Origin of the sequence: Streptomyces sp. NBC_01408 (assembly GCF_026340255.1) — a bacterium.
Taxonomy (GTDB): Bacteria; Actinomycetota; Actinomycetes; order Streptomycetales; family Streptomycetaceae; genus Streptomyces.
Genome location: NZ_JAPEPJ010000002.1, coordinates 556,454 through 574,472, shown reverse-complemented (window position 1 = coordinate 574,472; position 18,019 = coordinate 556,454). Strand labels below are relative to the sequence as shown.

At 69.6% G+C, this 18,019-nt stretch carries 16 protein-coding genes and 1 pseudogene; 11 read left to right on the top strand and 6 right to left on the bottom strand.

Going from position 1 to position 18,019, the window contains the following annotated elements; all coding sequences use genetic code 11:
* Positions 1–56: 56 nt before the first annotated feature.
* On the bottom strand, positions 57–779 hold the full coding sequence (locus OG447_RS25035) for a gamma-glutamyl-gamma-aminobutyrate hydrolase family protein (protein WP_266939481.1): 723 nt from the start codon (positions 777–779) through the stop codon (positions 57–59).
* Positions 776–2,263, bottom strand: coding sequence for an aldehyde dehydrogenase (locus tag OG447_RS25030; protein ID WP_266939479.1), 1,488 nt, complete (start codon positions 2,261–2,263; stop codon positions 776–778). Before OG447_RS25030 ends, OG447_RS25035 begins: the two co-directional genes overlap by 4 nt.
* Before the next feature lie 125 nt (positions 2,264–2,388).
* Here OG447_RS25030 and OG447_RS25025 point away from each other — a divergent pair, with 125 nt between their 5' ends.
* From OG447_RS25025 to OG447_RS24995, 7 genes are all read left to right on the top strand, one after another.
* Positions 2,389–3,876 carry an aldehyde dehydrogenase gene (locus OG447_RS25025; protein ID WP_266939477.1) on the top strand — a complete coding sequence of 496 codons (1,488 nt, stop codon included), beginning with the start codon at positions 2,389–2,391 and terminating at the stop codon, positions 3,874–3,876.
* Entirely contained in the window at positions 3,869–4,822 is a 954-nt protein-coding gene (locus OG447_RS25020) for a catechol 1,2-dioxygenase (RefSeq protein WP_266939475.1), read from the top strand. Before OG447_RS25025 ends, OG447_RS25020 begins: the two co-directional genes overlap by 8 nt.
* On the top strand, positions 4,815–5,663 hold the full coding sequence (locus tag OG447_RS25015; protein ID WP_266939473.1) for a fumarylacetoacetate hydrolase family protein: 849 nt from the start codon (positions 4,815–4,817) through the stop codon (positions 5,661–5,663). The genes OG447_RS25020 and OG447_RS25015 overlap by 8 nt, the downstream gene beginning before the upstream one ends.
* 19 nt (positions 5,664–5,682) lie before the next feature.
* Entirely contained in the window at positions 5,683–6,384 is a 702-nt protein-coding gene (locus OG447_RS25010; RefSeq protein WP_266939471.1) for a type 1 glutamine amidotransferase, read from the top strand.
* A 140-nt stretch (positions 6,385–6,524) separates the two neighbouring features.
* Positions 6,525–8,006 (top strand): APC family permease, encoded by a 1,482-nt coding sequence (locus OG447_RS25005; RefSeq protein ID WP_266939469.1) that lies wholly within the window; start codon positions 6,525–6,527, stop codon positions 8,004–8,006.
* Positions 8,007–8,163: 157 nt separating this feature from the next.
* A complete protein-coding gene (locus OG447_RS25000) occupies positions 8,164–9,105 on the top strand; it encodes an alpha/beta hydrolase (RefSeq protein ID WP_266939467.1) in 942 nt (313 codons plus the stop codon).
* A 38-nt stretch (positions 9,106–9,143) separates the two neighbouring features.
* A complete protein-coding gene (locus OG447_RS24995; protein WP_323181851.1) occupies positions 9,144–10,514 on the top strand; it encodes an APC family permease in 1,371 nt (456 codons plus the stop codon).
* Between the two features lie 249 nt (positions 10,515–10,763).
* Here the strand turns inward: OG447_RS24995 and OG447_RS24990 are convergent.
* Positions 10,764–10,988: pseudogene (locus OG447_RS24990) on the bottom strand (hypothetical protein); the annotation flags it as partial.
* 677 nt (positions 10,989–11,665) lie between these two features.
* On the opposite strand from OG447_RS24990, the gene OG447_RS24980 reads away from it, so the two are divergent.
* On the top strand, positions 11,666–12,568 hold the full coding sequence (locus OG447_RS24980; protein WP_266939461.1) for a class I SAM-dependent methyltransferase: 903 nt from the start codon (positions 11,666–11,668) through the stop codon (positions 12,566–12,568).
* A 284-nt stretch (positions 12,569–12,852) separates the two neighbouring features.
* On the opposite strand, the gene OG447_RS24975 is transcribed toward OG447_RS24980, so the two are convergent.
* The 3 genes from OG447_RS24975 to OG447_RS24965 all read right to left on the bottom strand — a co-directional run bounded on the left by OG447_RS24975 (position 12,853) and on the right by OG447_RS24965 (position 15,670).
* On the bottom strand, positions 12,853–14,112 hold the full coding sequence (locus tag OG447_RS24975; RefSeq protein ID WP_266939459.1) for a polyprenyl synthetase family protein: 1,260 nt from the start codon (positions 14,110–14,112) through the stop codon (positions 12,853–12,855).
* A 101-nt stretch (positions 14,113–14,213) separates the two neighbouring features.
* Entirely contained in the window at positions 14,214–15,077 is an 864-nt protein-coding gene (locus OG447_RS24970) for a hypothetical protein (protein WP_266939457.1), read from the bottom strand.
* Positions 15,074–15,670: an ATP-binding cassette domain-containing protein gene (locus tag OG447_RS24965; protein WP_266939455.1), complete on the bottom strand. Its 597-nt coding sequence runs from the start codon at positions 15,668–15,670 to the stop codon at positions 15,074–15,076. Before OG447_RS24965 ends, OG447_RS24970 begins: the two co-directional genes overlap by 4 nt.
* Positions 15,671–16,113: 443 nt before the next feature.
* Here OG447_RS24965 and OG447_RS24960 point away from each other — a divergent pair, with 443 nt between their 5' ends.
* The 3 genes from OG447_RS24960 (at position 16,114) to OG447_RS24950 (ending at position 17,992) form a co-directional block, all read left to right on the top strand.
* On the top strand, positions 16,114–16,650 hold the full coding sequence (locus tag OG447_RS24960; protein ID WP_266939453.1) for a nitroreductase/quinone reductase family protein: 537 nt from the start codon (positions 16,114–16,116) through the stop codon (positions 16,648–16,650).
* Between the two features lie 6 nt (positions 16,651–16,656).
* Positions 16,657–17,571 (top strand): SDR family oxidoreductase, encoded by a 915-nt coding sequence (locus OG447_RS24955; RefSeq protein WP_266939451.1) that lies wholly within the window; start codon positions 16,657–16,659, stop codon positions 17,569–17,571.
* A 280-nt stretch (positions 17,572–17,851) separates the two neighbouring features.
* Entirely contained in the window at positions 17,852–17,992 is a 141-nt protein-coding gene (locus tag OG447_RS24950) for a hypothetical protein (protein WP_266939449.1), read from the top strand.
* Positions 17,993–18,019: the final 27 nt, after the last annotated feature.

Sequence of the window (18,019 nt, the reverse complement as noted above, 5' to 3'; positions counted from 1 at the left end):
AATTGTCCCTTCCGGGCAATCCTCGTGCAGCCTGTGAGGTCCGGGGCACTGCCGGGCTACCGGCGCAGTGCCTCTTCGACCAGGGCTTCGAACAGGGCACGGCTCGCCCCGTCGGTGGCGGCGGTGTCCTCCGGGTGCCACTGGACGGCGACGACCCAGCCCGGGGAGCCGGGTCGCTCCACCGCCTCCACCGTGCCGTCCGCCGCCCGGGCGGTGACCGTGAGCCCGTGACCGAGCCGGTCCACGCACTGGTGGTGGTAGCAGGAGACGTCGGCCTTGTCCTGCCCGAGAGCGCCCGCGAGGAGCGAGCCGGGCTCCACCGCGACGGGGTGTGTCCGGTGGCGGTGCTCGCCGGCCGGGCCGCCCATGTCCTGGCGGAGGGTGCCGTTCAGCGCGGTGTTGACGACCTGGAGGCCGCGGCAGACGGCGAGCATCGGGAGGTCGGTGTCCAGGGCGTGGCGTGCGAGGGCGAGGTCGAAGGCGTCCTGCTCGTCGTCCACGTCGTAGACGTCCGGATGCGCGTCCCCGGCCCCGTAGCGGTGCGGAGCGATGTCACCGCCTCCCGGGAGCAGGAGCGCGTCGCAGCGCGCCAGGCGTAGGGCGATCTCGGTGGGGTCGGCGTGGCCGCCCGGGGCGTGGGGATGCAGGGTGAACGGCTCGCCGCCGGCGGCGTAGACCGCCTCGACCAGGGCGCGGGCGTTGACATCGGCGGCGTAGCGGAGGGCGCTGGCGGAGGCGGAGAAGCGGGCCGGGACGGCGATGAGGGGGCGGTGTGTCACAGCTGGATCCAGGTGGTCTTGAGCTCGGTGAACTTCTCCAGGGCGTGGCCGGATTTGTCCCGTCCGTTGCCGGACTGCTTGAAGCCGCCGAAGGGGACGTTGAGGCCGCCCTCCTCGTAGCAGTTGACCCAGACCGTGCCGGCCTTGAGCTGTCTGGCCACCTGGTGGGCGGTGGACAGGTCGGCGGTCCACAGCCCGGCGGCCAGCCCGTAGGCGCTGTCATTGGCGAGGGTGACGGCCTGCTCGACGGTGTCGAAGGTCAGGACGGAGAGCACCGGGCCGAAGACCTCTTCGCGCGCGATGCGCATGTCCGGGGTGACCTGGTCGAAGACGGTGGGCCGGAGGTGGTAACCGTCCCCGTCGGTGAGGGTGCGGCCTCCGGTTCGTAGGCGAGCACCATCGCCGTGAGCTGCGGCGATGTGGTCCAGCACGCTGTCGAGATGCCGGGCGGAGGCGAGAGGCCCCATCTCGGTGGCCGGGTTGAGGGGGTCGCCGACACGCAGCGTGCGGGCGCGTTCGACGACAGCGTCCACGACGCGGTCGGCGATCGAGGAGTGCACCAGCAGCCGGGAGGGCGCGGTGCACATCTCGCCTGCGTTGAAGAAGATTCCCCAGGCAGCGGTCGCGGCTGCGGTGTCCAGGTCAGGGGCGTCGGGGAGCACGATGTTGGGGGATTTGCCGCCCAGCTCCAGCCAGACCCGCTTGAGGTTGGAGTCGGCGGCGTAGCGGAGGTAGTGGCGCCCGACGGCCGTGGAGCCGGTGAAGGCGAGTACGTCGACGTCGGGGTGCAGGCCCAGGGCCCGGCCGGCGACGGGGCCGCGGCCCGCGACGACGTTGAGCACGCCGTCGGGGAGTCCCGCTTCGGAGCCGAGCCGGCCGAGCCGCAGGGCGGACAGCGGGGTCTGTTCGGAGGGCTTGAGGACGACGGCGCAGCCTGCCGCGAGGGCGGGGGCGATCTTCCAGGTGGCGAGGGTGAGGGGGAAGTTCCACGGGACGACGGCGGCGACCACGCCGATCGGTTCGCGGGTGACCAGAGCGAGCGCGTCCCCGCCCGTCTGTGGGGCCTCGTCGATGAGTTTGTCCGCGAGCTCGCCGTAGTAGCGCAGGGTGGTGATCGCGGCGCGCAGTTCGATGTCGTACGCCTCGGTGACCGGCTTGCCCATTTCCAGGCTGACGAGCAGGGCCAGCTCGGTGCGGTGGAGCTCGACGAGATCGGCGAAGCGTCGCAGTACGCGGCCCCGCTCGGTGGGTGACATCCGGGGCCACGGTCCGTGGTCGAAGGCGCGGCGGGCGGCGGCGACGGCGCGGTCGACCTCGCCGGGTCCCGCGTCGGCGACCTCGGTCAGCACCTGGCCGTCGCGAGGGGAGACGAGCGGGAAGGCGCCGCCCTTGCCGGGGTCGTCGCCGCCGCCGATGAGGTGATGCGTGGGCGGCACGAGGTGTGCGGCCAGGGACAGCCACTCCGCGTGGGTGGTCGGGGGCATGGGTCCTCCCGGGAAGGTTTTGTTTGGGATCAAACGATAGGCCCTGGCAGTCCGTGAGGGAAGGTCTTGACCGGTCCGGCGATGGCTGTCTAGTTTATTTGGAGCCAAACGATTGGAGATCTCAGATGTCTGAACGCCATGAGGGATCGGTGGCGGCCATGGTCGCCGGAGTGGCCGTGGACACCCGCCACTGGATCGGGGGACGCCGCGTGGCATCCCCCCGTACGTTCCCCGACGTGTCGCCGATCGACGGCGCCCCGCTCGCCGAGGTCGCCCGGGGCGGCGCCGACGAGGCCGCACTCGCCGTCGAAGCGGCCCGAGCAGCGTTCCCTGCCTGGGCGGCGACCAGCCGTGAGGAGCGGGCCCGCATCCTGCACGCGATCGCCGACGGGGTCGACAAGCGCATCGAGGAGCTGGCGGCCGTCGAGACCGCCGACAACGGCGCGCTGCTCCGCTCGCACCTGCGTGGCGTCATGCCGCGGGTGGCGCACAATTTCCGCTTCTTCGCCGACTGGCTGCTGACCCTGGAACACGACGACTTCGAGACCAGGGGCCACACCAACCACGTCTCCTGGGACCCTGCCGGAGTCTGCGCGCTGATCACCCCGTGGAACGCGCCCCTGATGCTGGCCACGTGGAAGGTCGCCCCCGCCCTGGCGGCGGGGAACACCGTGGTCCTCAAGCCCGCCGAGTGGTCGCCGCTGACCGCCTCCCTGCTCGCCGACATCGCCGCGGAGGCCGGACTCCCCGCCGGGGTTCTCAACGTCGTCCAGGGCTACGGAGAAGAGGTCGGCGCCGCCCTCGTCTCCGACTCGCGCGTGGCCCGGATCAGCTTCACCGGCTCCGTCCCCACGGCCCGCCACATCGCGGGTGCGGCGGCGGCCAACCTGGTCCCCGTCAGCCTCGAACTCGGCGGCAAGTCACCGCTGCTGGTGTTCGCCGACTCCGACCTCGACCTCGCCGTCGAGCTGGCCGTCGAGCAGTACGACAACGCGGGCCAGGTCTGCCTCGCCGGTACCCGGCTGCTCGTCGAGTCCTCCGTCGCCGAGGAGTTCACCCAGCGCTTCATCGTCAGGGCCGCGGCGCTGCGCCAGGGCGACCCGCGCGACGAGGCCACCGACATCGGCCCCAGCATCCACCCCGAACACCTCGCCCGCATCGACGGCTTCGTGCAGCGCGCCCTGGCCGCCGGCGCCCGCGCGGCACTCGGCGGCGGCCCCCACACCGAGCTGGGCGGCCTCTACTACCGCCCGACCCTCCTCACGGATGTCTCCCCAGACGCCGAGATCGTCACGGAGGAGGTCTTCGGTCCCGTACTGACCCTGCAGACCTTCGACACCGAGGAGGAGGCGGTCGCACTGGCCAACGGCACCCGCTTCGGACTCGCCGCCACCCTCCTCACCGGCGACCCCGACCGCGCGCTGCGCGTCACGGAGCAGCTGGTCGCGGGCACGGTCTGGGTCAACTGCTTCTTCGTACGGGACCTCCAGGCCCCCTTCGGAGGCTCGCGCCAGTCCGGCATCGGCCGCGAAGGCGGCACCTGGAGCTTCGACTTCTACTGCGACATCAAGAACACCGTCACCGCGCCGAAGGGCCGGCAGCACCATGGGTGAGATCGTCGGGGCCGGGATCGTCGCCCACGTGCCCACCATCATGCTGCCGGAGACCACCCGCCGGGAGCTCAACCACGGCCGGGACACCACCCTGGTCGCCGGCCTCGAACGGCTGCGCCGCGAGGTATTCGAAACGGCCGACTACGACACCGTCGTGCTGCTGGACTCGCACTGGGCCACCACCGTGGAGTTCGTCGTCACCGCGCACGACCGCCGCGCCGGGCTGTTCACCTCCGAGGAACTGCCCCGCGGCATGTGCCGCATCCCGTACGACTTCCCCGGTGACCCCGAACTCGCCCACGCCATCGCTGCGCACGACGAGAAGCGCGGCACCTGGATCACGCCGATCGACGACCAGTACCTGCCGATCTACTACGCCACGGTCAACCTGTGGAAGTACCTCGGCGTAGAAGGCAAGCGCTGGATCTCCCTCGGCGTGTGCCAGACCGCCGACACTGAGGACTACCTCAGGCTCGGCCGGGCCATCGCCGACGGCATCGCCGCCACCGACCGCAAGGTCCTCTTCATCGCCTCAGGTGCCCTCTCCCACACCTTCTGGCCGCTGCGCGAGATCCGCGACCACGAGGCCAGCGACCTCAGGCACATCTTCACCCCCGAGGCCCGCGCCGCCGACGAACAGCGCATCGCCTGGTTCGAACAGGGGCGCCACGACCGGGTCCTGCACACCATGCCCGAGTTCCTGAAGTACAAGCCCGAAGCCCGCTTCGGCCACTACGTGACCATGGCCGGCGCCCTCGGCGAGGAGCGTCTCACCGCCCCGGGCCGCCTGTTCAGCGCGTACGAGAACTCGGTCGGCACCGGCCAGGTGCACATCTGGTTCGACCGGCCGGACGCCGGCTGGACCGCACCCCGCCGCGTCGCCCTGCGACACGACCCCCACCACCACGTCGACCCCCACCACGCCCGGGAGGCCTCCCATGCCTGAATACCGCCGGATCCTGCTCGACGGCGCCGTCTTCGAGACCGTCCGGGACGGCGACGAACTCGTCGCCGCCGACGGCCGCCGCGTGAAGATCGCCGAGGCCCACCACCTGCCGCCGGTCGTCCCCTCCAAGGTCGTGGCCGTGCACCTCAACCACCGAAGCCGGGTAGAGGAGTTCCAGACCTCGCTGCCGCCTGCGCCCACGTACTTCCACAAGCCCACCTCCTCCCTCAACTCCCACGGCGGGGCGATCGTCCGCCCTGAGGGCTGCCAGTACCTGAACTACGAGGGCGAGGTGGCCATCGTCATCGGCCGCACGTGCCGCAACGTCTCTCCGGCCGAGGCAGGGGACTACATAGCCGGCTACACCATCGCCAACGACTACGGCCTGCACGACTTCCGCGACACCGACGCCGGCTCCATGCTCCGCGTCAAGGGCTCCGACACCCTCTGCCCACTCGGCCCTGGCCTGGTCACCGACTGGGACTTCCGCGGCAAGCGGCTGCGCACGTACGTCAACGGCGTGGTCGTCCAGGACGGCTCCACGGACGAGATGGAGTGGGACATGCACTACCTCGTCGCCGACATCGCCCGCACCATCACCCTCTACCCGGGCGACGTACTGCTCTCCGGCACCCCCGCCAACTCCCGCCCCGTCCAGCCCGGTGACGTCGTCGAGGTCGAGGTGGAAGGTCTCGGGAAGCTGACGAACCACATCGTCACCGGCCCCGTCCCGGTCCGCGACGACTGCGGGGCCCAGCCCACGGCGTCCGAAGAAGTTCTGTCCACCACCTTCGGCGGCGACTGGGAGTTCCGGGGCATCCGCGAGCCCCGGCGGCCGTGACGCGAGGAAGGGGAGCCCGTTGCAGGCTCTGATCATCAAGCACGAGCACCTGTCGACGCCGGGTTACGTAGGGGAGCGGCTGACCGAGCGCGGCTATGACCTCACCGAGCTGGTCGTCGTGCCCGAGGAGCGGTTCACCGATCCCGGCGTGACCGGGTCCTTCCCGGCGGCCAGTGCGTACGACCTCATCGTGGCGCTGGGCGCGCCATGGTCCGTGGACCACGTCGAACTCATCGGCCCCTGGATCACGCCCGAGGTCGAGCTGTTGTGCTCGGCCCATGCCGCCGGGATACCGGTGCTCGGCATCTGCTTCGGAGGCCAGGCACTGGCCACTGCTCTCGGCGGCCGGGTCGAGCGCTCGCCCCGCTTCGAACTGGGCTGGACCAGGGTCGACACAGACGACGACCGACTCGTCCCGGCCGGCCCGTGGTTCCAGTTCCACGGCGACCGGTGGCATTTGCCGCCGGGCGCACGGGAGATCGCGCGCAACAGCGTCTGCTCCCAGGCATTCGTGCACGGACGCAGCATGGGCCTCCAGTTCCATCCAGAGCTCACCCCGGCCGTGCTGGAACAGTGGCTCGTACACGGTGGTGAGGCCATGGCCAAGGATGCAGGCCTGGTCCCGGCCGAGCTGATGGCGCGTACGTGGGCGGAGGCCCGGCACGCGCGAGCGCGGGCACACGCACTGGTCGACGCCTTCCTTGCGCTGGCTGCCCGATAGGCGCCACAGCCCCTGTCCAAAAATCGTTTGAAGCCGTACGATTTTCTCAATTTCGTAAGGGTCCAAACGAGTACCCCTCATCCGGCCACCGTTCCTCGCGGTCGCCCCGCCTCGTCCCCCTACCTACGGGAGTGCCAGTCATGGCCGTCGAACAGCTCGATCCTCCCTCCGCCGACAGCCGGGCCGGCCACGGCATCGGCGTCTCGCACATCGTCTTCTTCGTCGTCGCCGCGTCAGCGCCCCTGACCGTCGTCGCCGGTGGCACTCCGCAGGCCTTCGCCGTCTCGGGCGCGGTCGGCTTCCCCCTGGCCTTCCTCGCCCTGACCGTCGTCCTGATCGTCTTCAGCGCCGGCTACGCCGCGATGAGCCGACACATCACCAACGCCGGCGCCTTCTATTCGTACGTCGCCCAAGGGCTGGGCCGCTCCTTCGGCGTGGGCACCTCCTTCGTTGCGCTCATCGCCTACAACGCCATGCAGATCGGGATATACGGCCTGTTCGGATTCATCGCCGCCGACACCGTGAAGTCCCAGTTCGGCCTGGACCTGCCCTGGTGGACGTACGTCCTGGCGTGCATCGCCGCCGTCGGTGTACTCGGCTACCGGCGGATCGACCTGAACGCCAAGGTGCTCGCGGTGCTGCTCGTGATCGAGACCGTCACGGTCGTCGCGTTCGACGCGGCCCAGTTCCTCGACCCCGGACCGCAGGGAATCTCGGCCACTCCGCTGACCTGGGACGCGCTCTCCACCGGAGCCGTCGGGGCCGCCTTCTGCTTCGCGATGGCCGGCTTCATGGGATTCGAGTCCGGCGCCATCTACGGGGAGGAGTGCCGCAACCCGCGGCGCACGATCCCGCGCGCCACATACCTGGCCGTCACCCTCATAGGGCTCTTCTACGCCCTCTCGGCCTGGGCACTCGCCGTCGGCGCCGGCCCCGACCGCATCGTCGCAGCGACCCGCGAACAGGGCCCCGGCCTCTTCTTCGCGCTCGGGGAGCAGCGTCTCGGCAGCGCCTTCGGCGACATCGCGAACGTCTTCTTCCTGACCAGCCTGGTGGCGGCGATCCTCTCCTTCCACAACGCCGTCGCCCGCTACTCCTTCGCCCTCGGACGGGAACACGTGCTCCCTGCCGCACTCGGCGCCGTCCACCGCCGGCACGGCTCACCCCATGTCAGTTCCCTCGCCCAGACGGGACTCGCCGCACTGACCGTCATCGTGTTCGCGGTCGCGGGCCTCGACCCCGTCGCCACCCTGTTCACCTGGCTCACCAACCTGGGCGCCCTGGGCATCATCTTCCTGCTCGCCGTCGTATCCGCCGCCGTCATCGGGTTCTTCGCCCGCGACAAGCGGGGCGAGCGGCTGTGGAACCGCATGATCGCCCCGGTACTCGGCGGAGTGGCCCTCGCGGCCGTGTTCGCTACGGCGCTGCTCAACTTCGACGTGCTGCTGGGCGCGGCGAAGGACTCGTCCCTGACTTGGATCTTGCCCGGCGTGCTGCTCGTCGCGGGTCTTGCCGGACTGGCCTTCGGCCTCTTCCTCAAGGCGCGCCGCCCGCACGTCTACACCGCCATCGGCCACGGCGCCGAGGAGGGCGCGCACCTCTCGGACGGCCGCTCGTCCTGACCCGGCACTGCTCCTCCCGCCGCGCCGGACTGGTACCCGCCGGTCCGGCGCAGTGCTGTGCTGCCGCGTCAGGGAGGGAACCAGCACCAAAGAGTGACTATTCTGAGCAAGTCGGTCATTGCTGCGTGCCCCAGGCACGGGACGGGAAGGCCCGATCATGCCCATGGACCCGGAGATCGGGGCCCTGCTGAAGCAGTTCGGTGTCGACGGCCCGCCGCCCGCCACCCCGCCCACTGTCGCCGAGATGCGCGCGGGCAACAGGATGCTCTCACTCGCCGTCGCACCCGATCCGCCGATCGAGGTCGGCTCGGCCGAGGACGACACGGTCGCCGGGGTACCGGTGCGGGTCTACCGCCCCGCGGGCCATGGCCTCGTACCGACGGTCGTGTTCTTCCACGGGGGCGGCTTCATCGTCGGGGACCTCGACACCCACGACGGCGTCTGCCGCAGGCTGTGCCGGGACCTCGGGGCTGTGGTGGTGAGCGTCGGCTACCGGCTCGCCCCGGAGTTCCCATTCCCCGCCGGGTACGACGACTGCGTCGCGGTGACCACCCACGTGGCCGGGCACCCCGAGGACTACGGCGGTGGCGGGCTCGCCGTGGCGGGGGACAGCGCCGGCGGCGGCCTGGCCGCCGGAGTGGCCCTGGCCTTCCGGGATGAGGGGCGCCCCCTCACCGCGCAACTCCTCGCGTACCCGTCCACGGATCTCAGCGGCCAAGGCGGCCACAGGTCACTGGTCGAGAACGCCACCGGATACCTGCTCACCACGGCCGAGGTCGAGAACGACGCCCGGCTCTACCTCGCCGACGACCCCGGCGCCGCAGCCCGCGCCCCGGCCTCGCCGCTCCTTGCCGACAGTCACACGGGCCTGGCCCCGGCGGTCATCGGCTGCGGCGAGTGCGACCCGCTGCGCGACGAGGGTCTTGCATACGCCGATGCCCTGGCCGCCGCCGGAGTCCCGGTCAGAAAACACATGTACCCCGGGCTCATCCACGGATTCATCAGCTTCGACACCAAGTCCACAGTCGTCGACGCCGCGGTGACCGAGATGCTCACGGAGTTCCGCGAGCTGCTCGCCACGCCGTACGACACGCCTTGAGGCGAAGCTCTCCACCCGGATCGCTGTCGCTCGTCGACGTGATCGCCCAGTCCGTCGGCTTCATGGGCCCGGCCTTCTCCGTGTCCTTCGTGCTGCCGCTGCTCGTCGGCGTCACGACCCCCACGGGCAAGGGCGCCGGAGGCGCCGCGCCGCTCGCCGTCCTCCTGGGCGCCGTCGGCATGCTCGGCGTCGGCTGGATCGTCTCCGCCTACGCCCGGCGGATCCGCACGGACGGCTCCCTGTACGACTACGTGACCGCCGGCCTCGGCACGCCCATCGGCGCCGCAGCCGGCTACGTGTACTACCTGGGCGTCCTCGCCCTGGGGGCCGGCATCGGCCTCCTCGCCGGCGGCACCGTGCACGAGGTCCTGAGAACCCAGTTCGACCTCGCCCCCCTGCCCGTCTGGACATGGCAGCTGCTCCTGCTCGCTCTCGTCCTGACCGTCGTACACACCGGCGTCCACATCGCGGTCAGGGCCCAACTGGTACTCGCCCTCGTCTCCATCGGTGTGCTCGCCGCCTTCTTCATCCACGTGATCGTCCAAGTCGGCGACGACAACAGCCTGTCCGCCTTCACCCCCGCGAGTTCGGCGCAAGGCTGGAGCGGGATCGCCTTCTCGGTCATCTACGGAGTGCTGCTCTTCACCGGCTTCGAAGCGGCGGCCAACCTCGCCGCGGAAACCGCCGAACCCCAGCGCTCCATCCCCAGGGCCGTGCTGATCTCCCTGCTCACCGCGGCGGTCTTCTTCCTGCTCGGCTGCTACGCACAGCTGGCCGGCTTCGGCTTCAGCATCGGCGCAGTGGCCGAGCATGCCTCTGCGCCACTCCTGGCCCTGGCGTCACCAGACGCGTTCGGCGACACGTGGACCGTCCGCCTCGTGGAGCTCGTGATCGTGCTCGACATGCTCGCCGTGTACATCGGCGTCTCGGTATCAGTCACCCGAGGTCTGCCGGCCATGGCGCAGGACGGTTGGCTCCCGCGCCGCCTCGGCGTTCTCAGCGCCCGCCGGGGGACCCCGGTCGGCGGCACGGCTGTGATCGGCGTCGCCTACCTCACCGCCATCATGATCAGCCACCTCTTCGGGGGCGCCATCGCCATCAGAGGACTGCCGGCCCATGTCAGCTGGTTCGCCTGGCTGTCCGCCTTCGGAGTCTTCAGCCTGGCCGCCGTCTACTTCGCCCTGTGCCTGGGCGCACCGCATGGGTTGCGAGACCATCCGAAGCGGCCACTGGTGTGGACGAGTTGCCTCATCGGCCTGTTGCTCACAGGCGGCGCCCTCTTAGGGGCCGTCCACGAGGTCCCCGCACCCACCATCTGGGCCGCGAGAGCCGCCATCGGCGCCATCGCCGTGGCCTTGCCGACAGCTCTCCTCGTGCACGCGCGGGCGACGACAGTCACTGGACGGTGACGCCTGCCTCGGCAGGGACGCGGAGGGCTCAAGGCAGCCTCCACGCTGCCTGATTCTGTGTCAGAAAAAGTCAGCAATCGGTCAGCATCAGCCCCTTCGGTTGCTCACGGAGGCCCACCCGCCAGCAGTCGCGCATGTTGCTGGCGCAGAGGTCTTGTCGGTGCGCCGTGACAGCCTCTGCCACGTGTAACCCGACGTCCTTGAGGCCGCTCCCGGCCTTACCCGCCAGCGACACGGGTGCAGTCTCGCCGAGCGGATCGGGGGCCATTCGAACAGCTTCGGAATGACCGACCACAGCTTCGCCAGCAGTACGGGCACCAGCACGACCCCCAGCGTCACGTGGATGCCCTGGGCCAGCCGGTAGAGCCAGTACGGCGAAGTCGGCCAGGAGAACAGGTAGAAGCCGCGCCACCCGTTGTCCGGAGTCTGGTGGTTGACCACGGCCAGATCCGGGTTGTACGCGGCGCACGACAGCGAAATGGCGGGCCCCATCTGGCCATTCGGACGCTGCTCGCAATTGATCTGGCCTCGTGCGTAACGCCGGTCTTCATCACCTGGTTGTGAGTGATGAAGACCGACGTTGCATTTTGGGAGGGTGTCGATGTCGTTGCGGGACCCTGGGTTGAGTGAGATTCCGGCAAAGACGGAGCGGGTGGCTCGGCTGCCGTGTCCCGGAGGCACCCCGGCGCCGCGACCGCGCGATGAGTTCGCGGACGTCTTCTCTGGGGGCCCTTCGCTGCTCTGCTCCCTCATCGAGGCCGCCCGACGGTGCACCCAGGTGTGTTGGCCCTGGTCACGGTGTTGTCCGTCGCTGAGGCATTGTCGGATCGGCAGGAAACCAACGCGGTCCGCATGCGGACCGCCTGGAAGCGCGGGCGCGGGCCGGATCTCACGGATACCGGCTTCAGCGAAGCCGACGACAACGTGCGGATGACAAAGGGCCGCTCCGTCGTGGGGTCACCGGTGGAAGCACCGACATGGGCCCGGCGGCACGGTGGCACCCGGCCCGTAGCGGCTTCGAGATGATCGCCGGCGTTCGTACAGAGGCCAAGACGGACAAGGGCGGGTCAAGCACCACAGGATCCGGCCCGACGTGCGCACCTCGCAGTTGGACGTCACCCACCCACCCGCCTGTCCCGACAAGGATCCTGATGAGTCCATCCTCTCCCGAAATCGCCGCCTCCTACAGCGAATCCAACCCGCTGATGCCGATGCTGCGCGCCATGGGCTGGGGCGCCCTGGTCAACCTCGGCTACTATCCGCCGATGTTCATGCCCGCGCTGATCGCGCGCGGTGTTGCTCCCTTCCAGCGAGACCTGGCGGCTCGATCCACAGGGCTGCTGCAGCTGGGCGCGGACGATCACGTACTGGACGCGGCCTGCGGACGCGGATACACCAGTGACCTGATGGCCCGCACAGTCCGGCAGGTGATGGCAGTGGACCTCGTGGAGGACCAGATCAAGCAGGCCCGCGAGCGCTTCGGTACTAATCCCCGCATCCACTTCGTCGTCGCGGACGTCACCGACTTGCGGGCCATCGAACCCGGCCGCTTTCCCGACCAATATTTCGACAAGGCGCACTGCCTGGAAGCGGCCTTCCATTTCGGCCCTCTAGGCCGGCGGGCTTTTCTCGAGGAGATGCATCGGGTGCTCAAACCCGGCGGGCGCCTGGTCCTGGTGGACCTGGTGTTGAAGGGTTCAGACCCTTCGGAGATCCACGACGCAGACCCGCAAGGGATCGTGCGTGACACGTGGAGCTTTGAGGAGATCGAAACTCTTGGCCGCTACCGGCAGCATTTCCGTGACACGGGATTTCGCCTGGGTGCCGAACTGGACTGGTCGCGGCCGGTCATGGAGCGCACTTTGCAGCAACTGCGGATCAGCGCTGCCCTCACCGCCTCCGCCATCGGCCGACGCCTGACGGTCCTTCGGTGGCCCGAGCTCGCCTCCCTGGGACCTGCCGACTGGCGGCGCCTCACCGACACGCTCCGCGCGCACGGACACGCCAGCAAAGCCTTCGGTTACACCGCATTCGTCCTTGACAAGCCGTTGTAGAACTCCCGGCACAAGTTGGGCATGTCTGCCTTGTAATGCGGCGCTCCCCGGCGAACCGGACTCCGGGGGGCGTACGCGGGAGCTGAGTCTTCTCGCCAACGGCTCGTACGCCGCTTGGGAGGCTTCAGCCACACCTGCCCGTGTGCGCGGGGGAAGGGTGGGCGGCTTCACCCGCATCCGCACCCCGAAGCCGGGGGTGCCCCGGACCATCATGGGCGATCCCAAAAGTGAGCGGACTGACGTCTCGCCCCGGTTCGTCGTAAGCAGGCCCGACGGTTTGGGGATCAGGCGATTCGGGAGCGCAGGACGTCGGTGCAGAGCCTGCCCAAGGTCAGGGCCACCGGTGAGGGCGGAAGCAGGGCTGAAGCGGTTGCCCACGCGTCGCGGATCATCTGGTCGGCCTCGTCCGCGCACTGGTCGAGGGCCCCGCAGTCCGCGATGCGGCGTGCGGTACGGGCCGCGCCCTCCCGGGCCAAGCCGGAGCGCACCTGGTGCCAGAGGTGGCGGGCTTCGTCGCGGGGCAGGTACGCGACAGCGTGGACGAGAGGGTAGGTGACCTTGGCGTTGAGGAGGTCTTCGGTCACGCGTTTGGTCATGGTGTCCTGGCTTGTGACGCCGCGCAGGTCGGCGACGTCATCGGTGATCTGGTAGGCGGTGCCTACGGCATCGCCCAGTGCGGCGAGCGCGTCGCACTGGGCAGGGCTGGCTGCGGCGACCAGGGCGGCGATGCGGAACGCCGCGGCGACGGGCGCGCCGGACTTCAGCCGGTGGGTGAGGGTCACCAGCTGCTTCAGGGTTCCGGTGTCCCCGGTGTCCAGCGCGGCGGTCATTTCCTCGTGATGTCCCTGGAGGTCGAGGGCCTGCCCGGTGTGCGCGGCCTGCAGGGCGTTGAGGTAGGCGTCGTACACGTTGGTACGCAGGCGGGGGTCGTCGGGCAGGGTGCGGCGGATGGCCCGGTGCATGGCGAAGTAGGCGGTGGTGCCGGCGTTGATGGCGGTGGCGGTGCCGTGGACGAGGTGGGCGCTGGGGTGTCCGCGGCGCAGTGGAGCTCCGTCCTGGATGTCGTCGATGATCAGTGACCCGGTGTGCAGGAGTTCGCAGGCCGCCCACAGGGGTCCGTAAGGGCGGCTGTCGGCGCCCAGTGCGTCGATAACGGTGGCCGCGAGCTTTGGCCTCCAGCGCCGGCCGCCGTGATCGACGGTCTGGCGCACCGGCCCGATGAGCGCCGCGTGCAGCCGCGCCTGTAGGCGTTGGGCGGTTGCCGGCAGGAGGTGCTCCGTGCACGCCGCGGTCAAAAGGTCGCAGGTTGCCTCGGGGTGCGGCAGGGCCGGGTACAGGTGGTCGATGTCCCGTTCCAGCCACTCCGGTGTGCGTCCGGCCTGGTCGTCCAGGTCCTGGCACGGCCCGGCCAGGGCGGCACCGTATCGGTGGGGACCGGGAAGCCGGATGCCTTGCGGGGTGTCGGGCAGTGTGACGGCGGTGTGCTGGCTGTCCGGCGGCATGATCGTCTCGCGGCTGAGTTCGCCTTGCTGTCCGGGGGGCACGTACGTCTCCATCTACTCGGGGCGGAACATGCCTGTGTCCGCTGCTGCGGGTGCGGTGCGCGGGCCTGGCGTCGTTGCCGGCGGCTGTGGCCGCGTCAGCATCAGATGCCCTTCTGCGCCGGTCCGGGACCGGCAGCGGAGTCGGCTGCTTTCCCATTGCCCGCGGTCTGCGCCGGGAGTCGTGCCGGTGTGCCGTGTGGGCGGGGTCGCTGGTAGGAGCGGGTGCGCAGGCAGAAGATGAGGAGTCCTGCGGTGGCGGTCAGTGCGAACCACACCAGTCCGCGGGCCGCGTACGCGCCCGGCCACGCGTCGGTGAAGGCCGCGGCATAGGCAGCCTGGGACGGTCCGTTCAGGGGAAGGAACGGCAGGCCCGGCTGGTCGGCCGGCGGGTTCATGCCCGGGCTTTCGAGCCCGTTGTCGATGATGCTGGCCATGATGATCGCGAAGAAGCCCTCCAGCTCGCCCCGCAGGAGGGAGCCCAGCATGATCCCGATCCCGCCGAACGCGGCGTTCGCCGTGAACAACGCCGTCGCCAGTGCCCCGAACTGCTCCTGGTCGAAGGACAGGTGAAGCAGTACGGCCGTGTATGCCGCAAGCACGGCGGCGATGACGACCAGTGCCGCCACCTTCGCCGTCATCAGGTGGCGCCGCCGGTATCCGGCCAGGACCAGGCGCCGGTCCAGCGGCCCGGATTTCAGCGCCTCCATGAACGTCATGAAGCCGGCGATCACGGTGACCGCGTTCATCGCGCTGTTGACCTGGGTGGTGTGGTTGTTGTCGGCCTCGATGTAGCCGCCAGCCGGGAACACCTGGAAGCGCAGTGTCACGTGGTAGCCGTACGTCCGTGTAAGGAAGATCCACAGCAGCGGGAACGTGACTGCGAGGACCAGCGCGAGGCGATTGCGTACATGGGCCGCCAGCACGAACCGCAGCGCCGTCGTGAAGGACGTACCGAAGGGGCTCACGCGGCGCGCACCCCCTCAAGCAGCACTCCGTCGCGCAGCTCGTAGACCCGGTCGAAATGCCCGAGGTCGTGGACGAGATGCGAGACCACGACGACAGCCTGACCGCCGTCGCGCAGATCCCGTGCGAGGCGCCAGAACCTCTGGTGGGTGTCCCAGTCGAAGCCTTGGTAGGGCTCGTCCAGGACCAGCAGCGTCGGCTGGTGCATCAGCGCGAGTACCAGGTTGAGCTTCTGCCGGGTCCCGCCCGACAGAGTCCCGGCCCGCTGCTCCAGCACGCCCTTGCCGCCGAGCACCGCCAATAGTGCCCGTGCCCGTTCCACGTCGGGCAGCCGGTAGGCCACGCGGAACAGTTCGAGATGCTGGGCCACGCTCAGCAGAGGGTTGACCACCGTGTCCTGCGGGCAGTACCCCACCTCGCCCTCCCGGTGCACTGTCCCCCGGTCCGGTGCCAGCTCACCCACCATCGTGCGCAGCAGGGTGGTCTTGCCGGCACCGTTCTCCCCGACCACGCCGACCAGAGAGCCGGGTTCGATCACCACATCCACGCCGCGTAGCACCGCATGGCGCCCGTAGGATTTCCATACCCCTGCCATGCACAGCGGCGGCCCCACCCCGGACGTGCTCCGATTCCGATCCGCTCGTGATCCACTTCTCACAAAGTAGCCCAACGAGGAAATCGCGCGCCGGACACTGAACCCGTGCCTGTGGCCCAGCAGCCATCGTCCACCGGGCTGCTCGAATCCTTACTCGTACTGCGGATGCATGAGCGGTTGACCTGCGACGCCGGGCTTCAACGGCCGGGCTCCAGAAGAACCCCTGCGATTGCCGCACCGTTAAGTCCCATGGGTAGAAGAAGGCATGCGGAGGACGGCGTGTGGGCGACGGTGTGCAGATCCTGCCGCCGGATGCCCTACCTGAAGCACGCGCAGAGCGCTGCCGCTGATCGGCGCACAACTGCGGTCATGGCCATTCGCCCCAGACAGGGCAGGTGTGTGAACACCTCGACACCGTCGGAGACGGAGAAGGACAGGCGCCGATGACTCGCACGCTCGATGCACTGCGTCGTGGCTTTTGGAAAGGTGTCGGCACCAGTCGTCTCTTCCGACAAATCTGTCCGCTGATCCTGCCGCCGATCGACCGGCTGGTCTCCCGGTGCACCGGGGGACGGTGGATGCCCAGCAGCATGGCCTTGTCCACCGTGCTGCTGCACACCACCGACCGTCACGGCCGCCCCAGGAACACGCCCTTGGCCACAGCTCAGGTCGGGCAGGATCGCTTCCTGGTCATGGGAACCAACTTCGGCCGTCCGCGACATCCAGCCTGGTCACAGGACCTCCTGCGACAGCCCGCCGCTTTCGTGACCTGGCACGGCCAAACCGTCTCCGTCCATGCTCGTCAGCTGACCGCGGAGGAGCTCCATGCGGCCCGCCCCAGCGTGCTGGCGGCCGTACCCGTCTTCGATGACTACGCGGCCACCAGCGGGCGCGACATCCGGGTCTTCCTGATCACCCCGGCCCACGATGCCCACCCCACCCAACCGCTGCCGGTGACTTGGACCAGGCCGCGTCGTTGAGCTGGCGTGCGAGCACGACACGGCCAGACCCCCCACCTTCCCCGGCCCGGCAGCCCCCGCGAAACGCCGGTCGCCGTCATCACCGGCGCAGGGCGTGGCCTGGGCCAGGCCATCGCACGCCGGCTCCACCGCGATGGCTACCAGCTGGTCCTCGGCGACGTCGACGGGCCTCGGGTCCGGGCGGCAGCCGCCGAGCTGGGCCACCAGCACACCGCCGTGGAAGCGGACGTCACCGACCTGGGCGCGTCCGATGACATGGCCACTGCCGCGATGGAACGGCACGGCCGCCTGGACGTGTGGGTCAACAACGCGGGCGTGATGCCACTGGGCCGACTTCATAGCCAGGCACCCGACGTGCTGGCCTACACCTGCGAGGTCAACCTCGGCGGCGTCGTACGAGGCTCTCTCGCGGCCCTCGAGCACATGCGGCCCCAGGGCAGCGGACACATCGTCAACATCGCAAGCATCACAGCCGTCAAACCCTTGGCCGGATTCGCCGTCTACGGCGCCACCAAGGCCGCAGTCGTGTCCTTCTCCCAGAGCCTGCGGCGTGAACTCCGTCACGACAGCATCCACGTCACCGCCGTCCTCCCCTACATGATCACTACCGCCATGACCCCCGGCATCGAGCCACGTCTGCTGTGCCCGCTGGAGCCCGCGCACGTCGCAGAAGCAGTCGCGCGGGCGATCACCAAGCCACGCGCATGCATCTATGTCCCCCGCACCTCACGCTTCTTGAGCTGGGCAGCTGGTCTCCCCCAACGCGTTCAGGACATCACCGACAACGCACTGCGGATGGACGACGTCGCCTCGGGCGCCGGAACCCGCGCCCGCACCGACTACGACGCTGAACTCAGCGCACGAACAACCACCGCCTGCATCTCCGGCGGCCGGCCCGCGCCTACCGAGGCTGGGCAATGAAACCGGCGATCAATTCGGAGGCAGGGCCAGCTCCGGCGCCAACTTCGTCCCGGGCCCCCGACGCGGACGAGAACGGCCACGGCACTTACATCGCGGGTCTCGTCGCGGGCCAGCGCTCCGGTGTTGCGAAGAACGCCTCGTGTCGGTCAAGGTCCTCGACTCCCACGGTCACGCGACCTATTCGCGGCTGGTCGAAGGACTCAAGTGGGTGGCACGGCAGACCCGGACTTCCGGAAAGACAGCCGTCGCGGTGGTCCCTTGCGGCTTGAGGAAGGCCGCCTTGGATGCCGCTGCACGTTCCGCCGTGAAGGACGGGGTCACTGTCGTCACCCCGGCGGGGAACAGCTCCCAGGACGCCTGCAACCTCAGCCCTGGCCGGGTACCCGAGACGATCACTGTCGCGGCCACCGACCGGAGCTAGCGCCTTGCCCCGTATAGCAACAGCGGC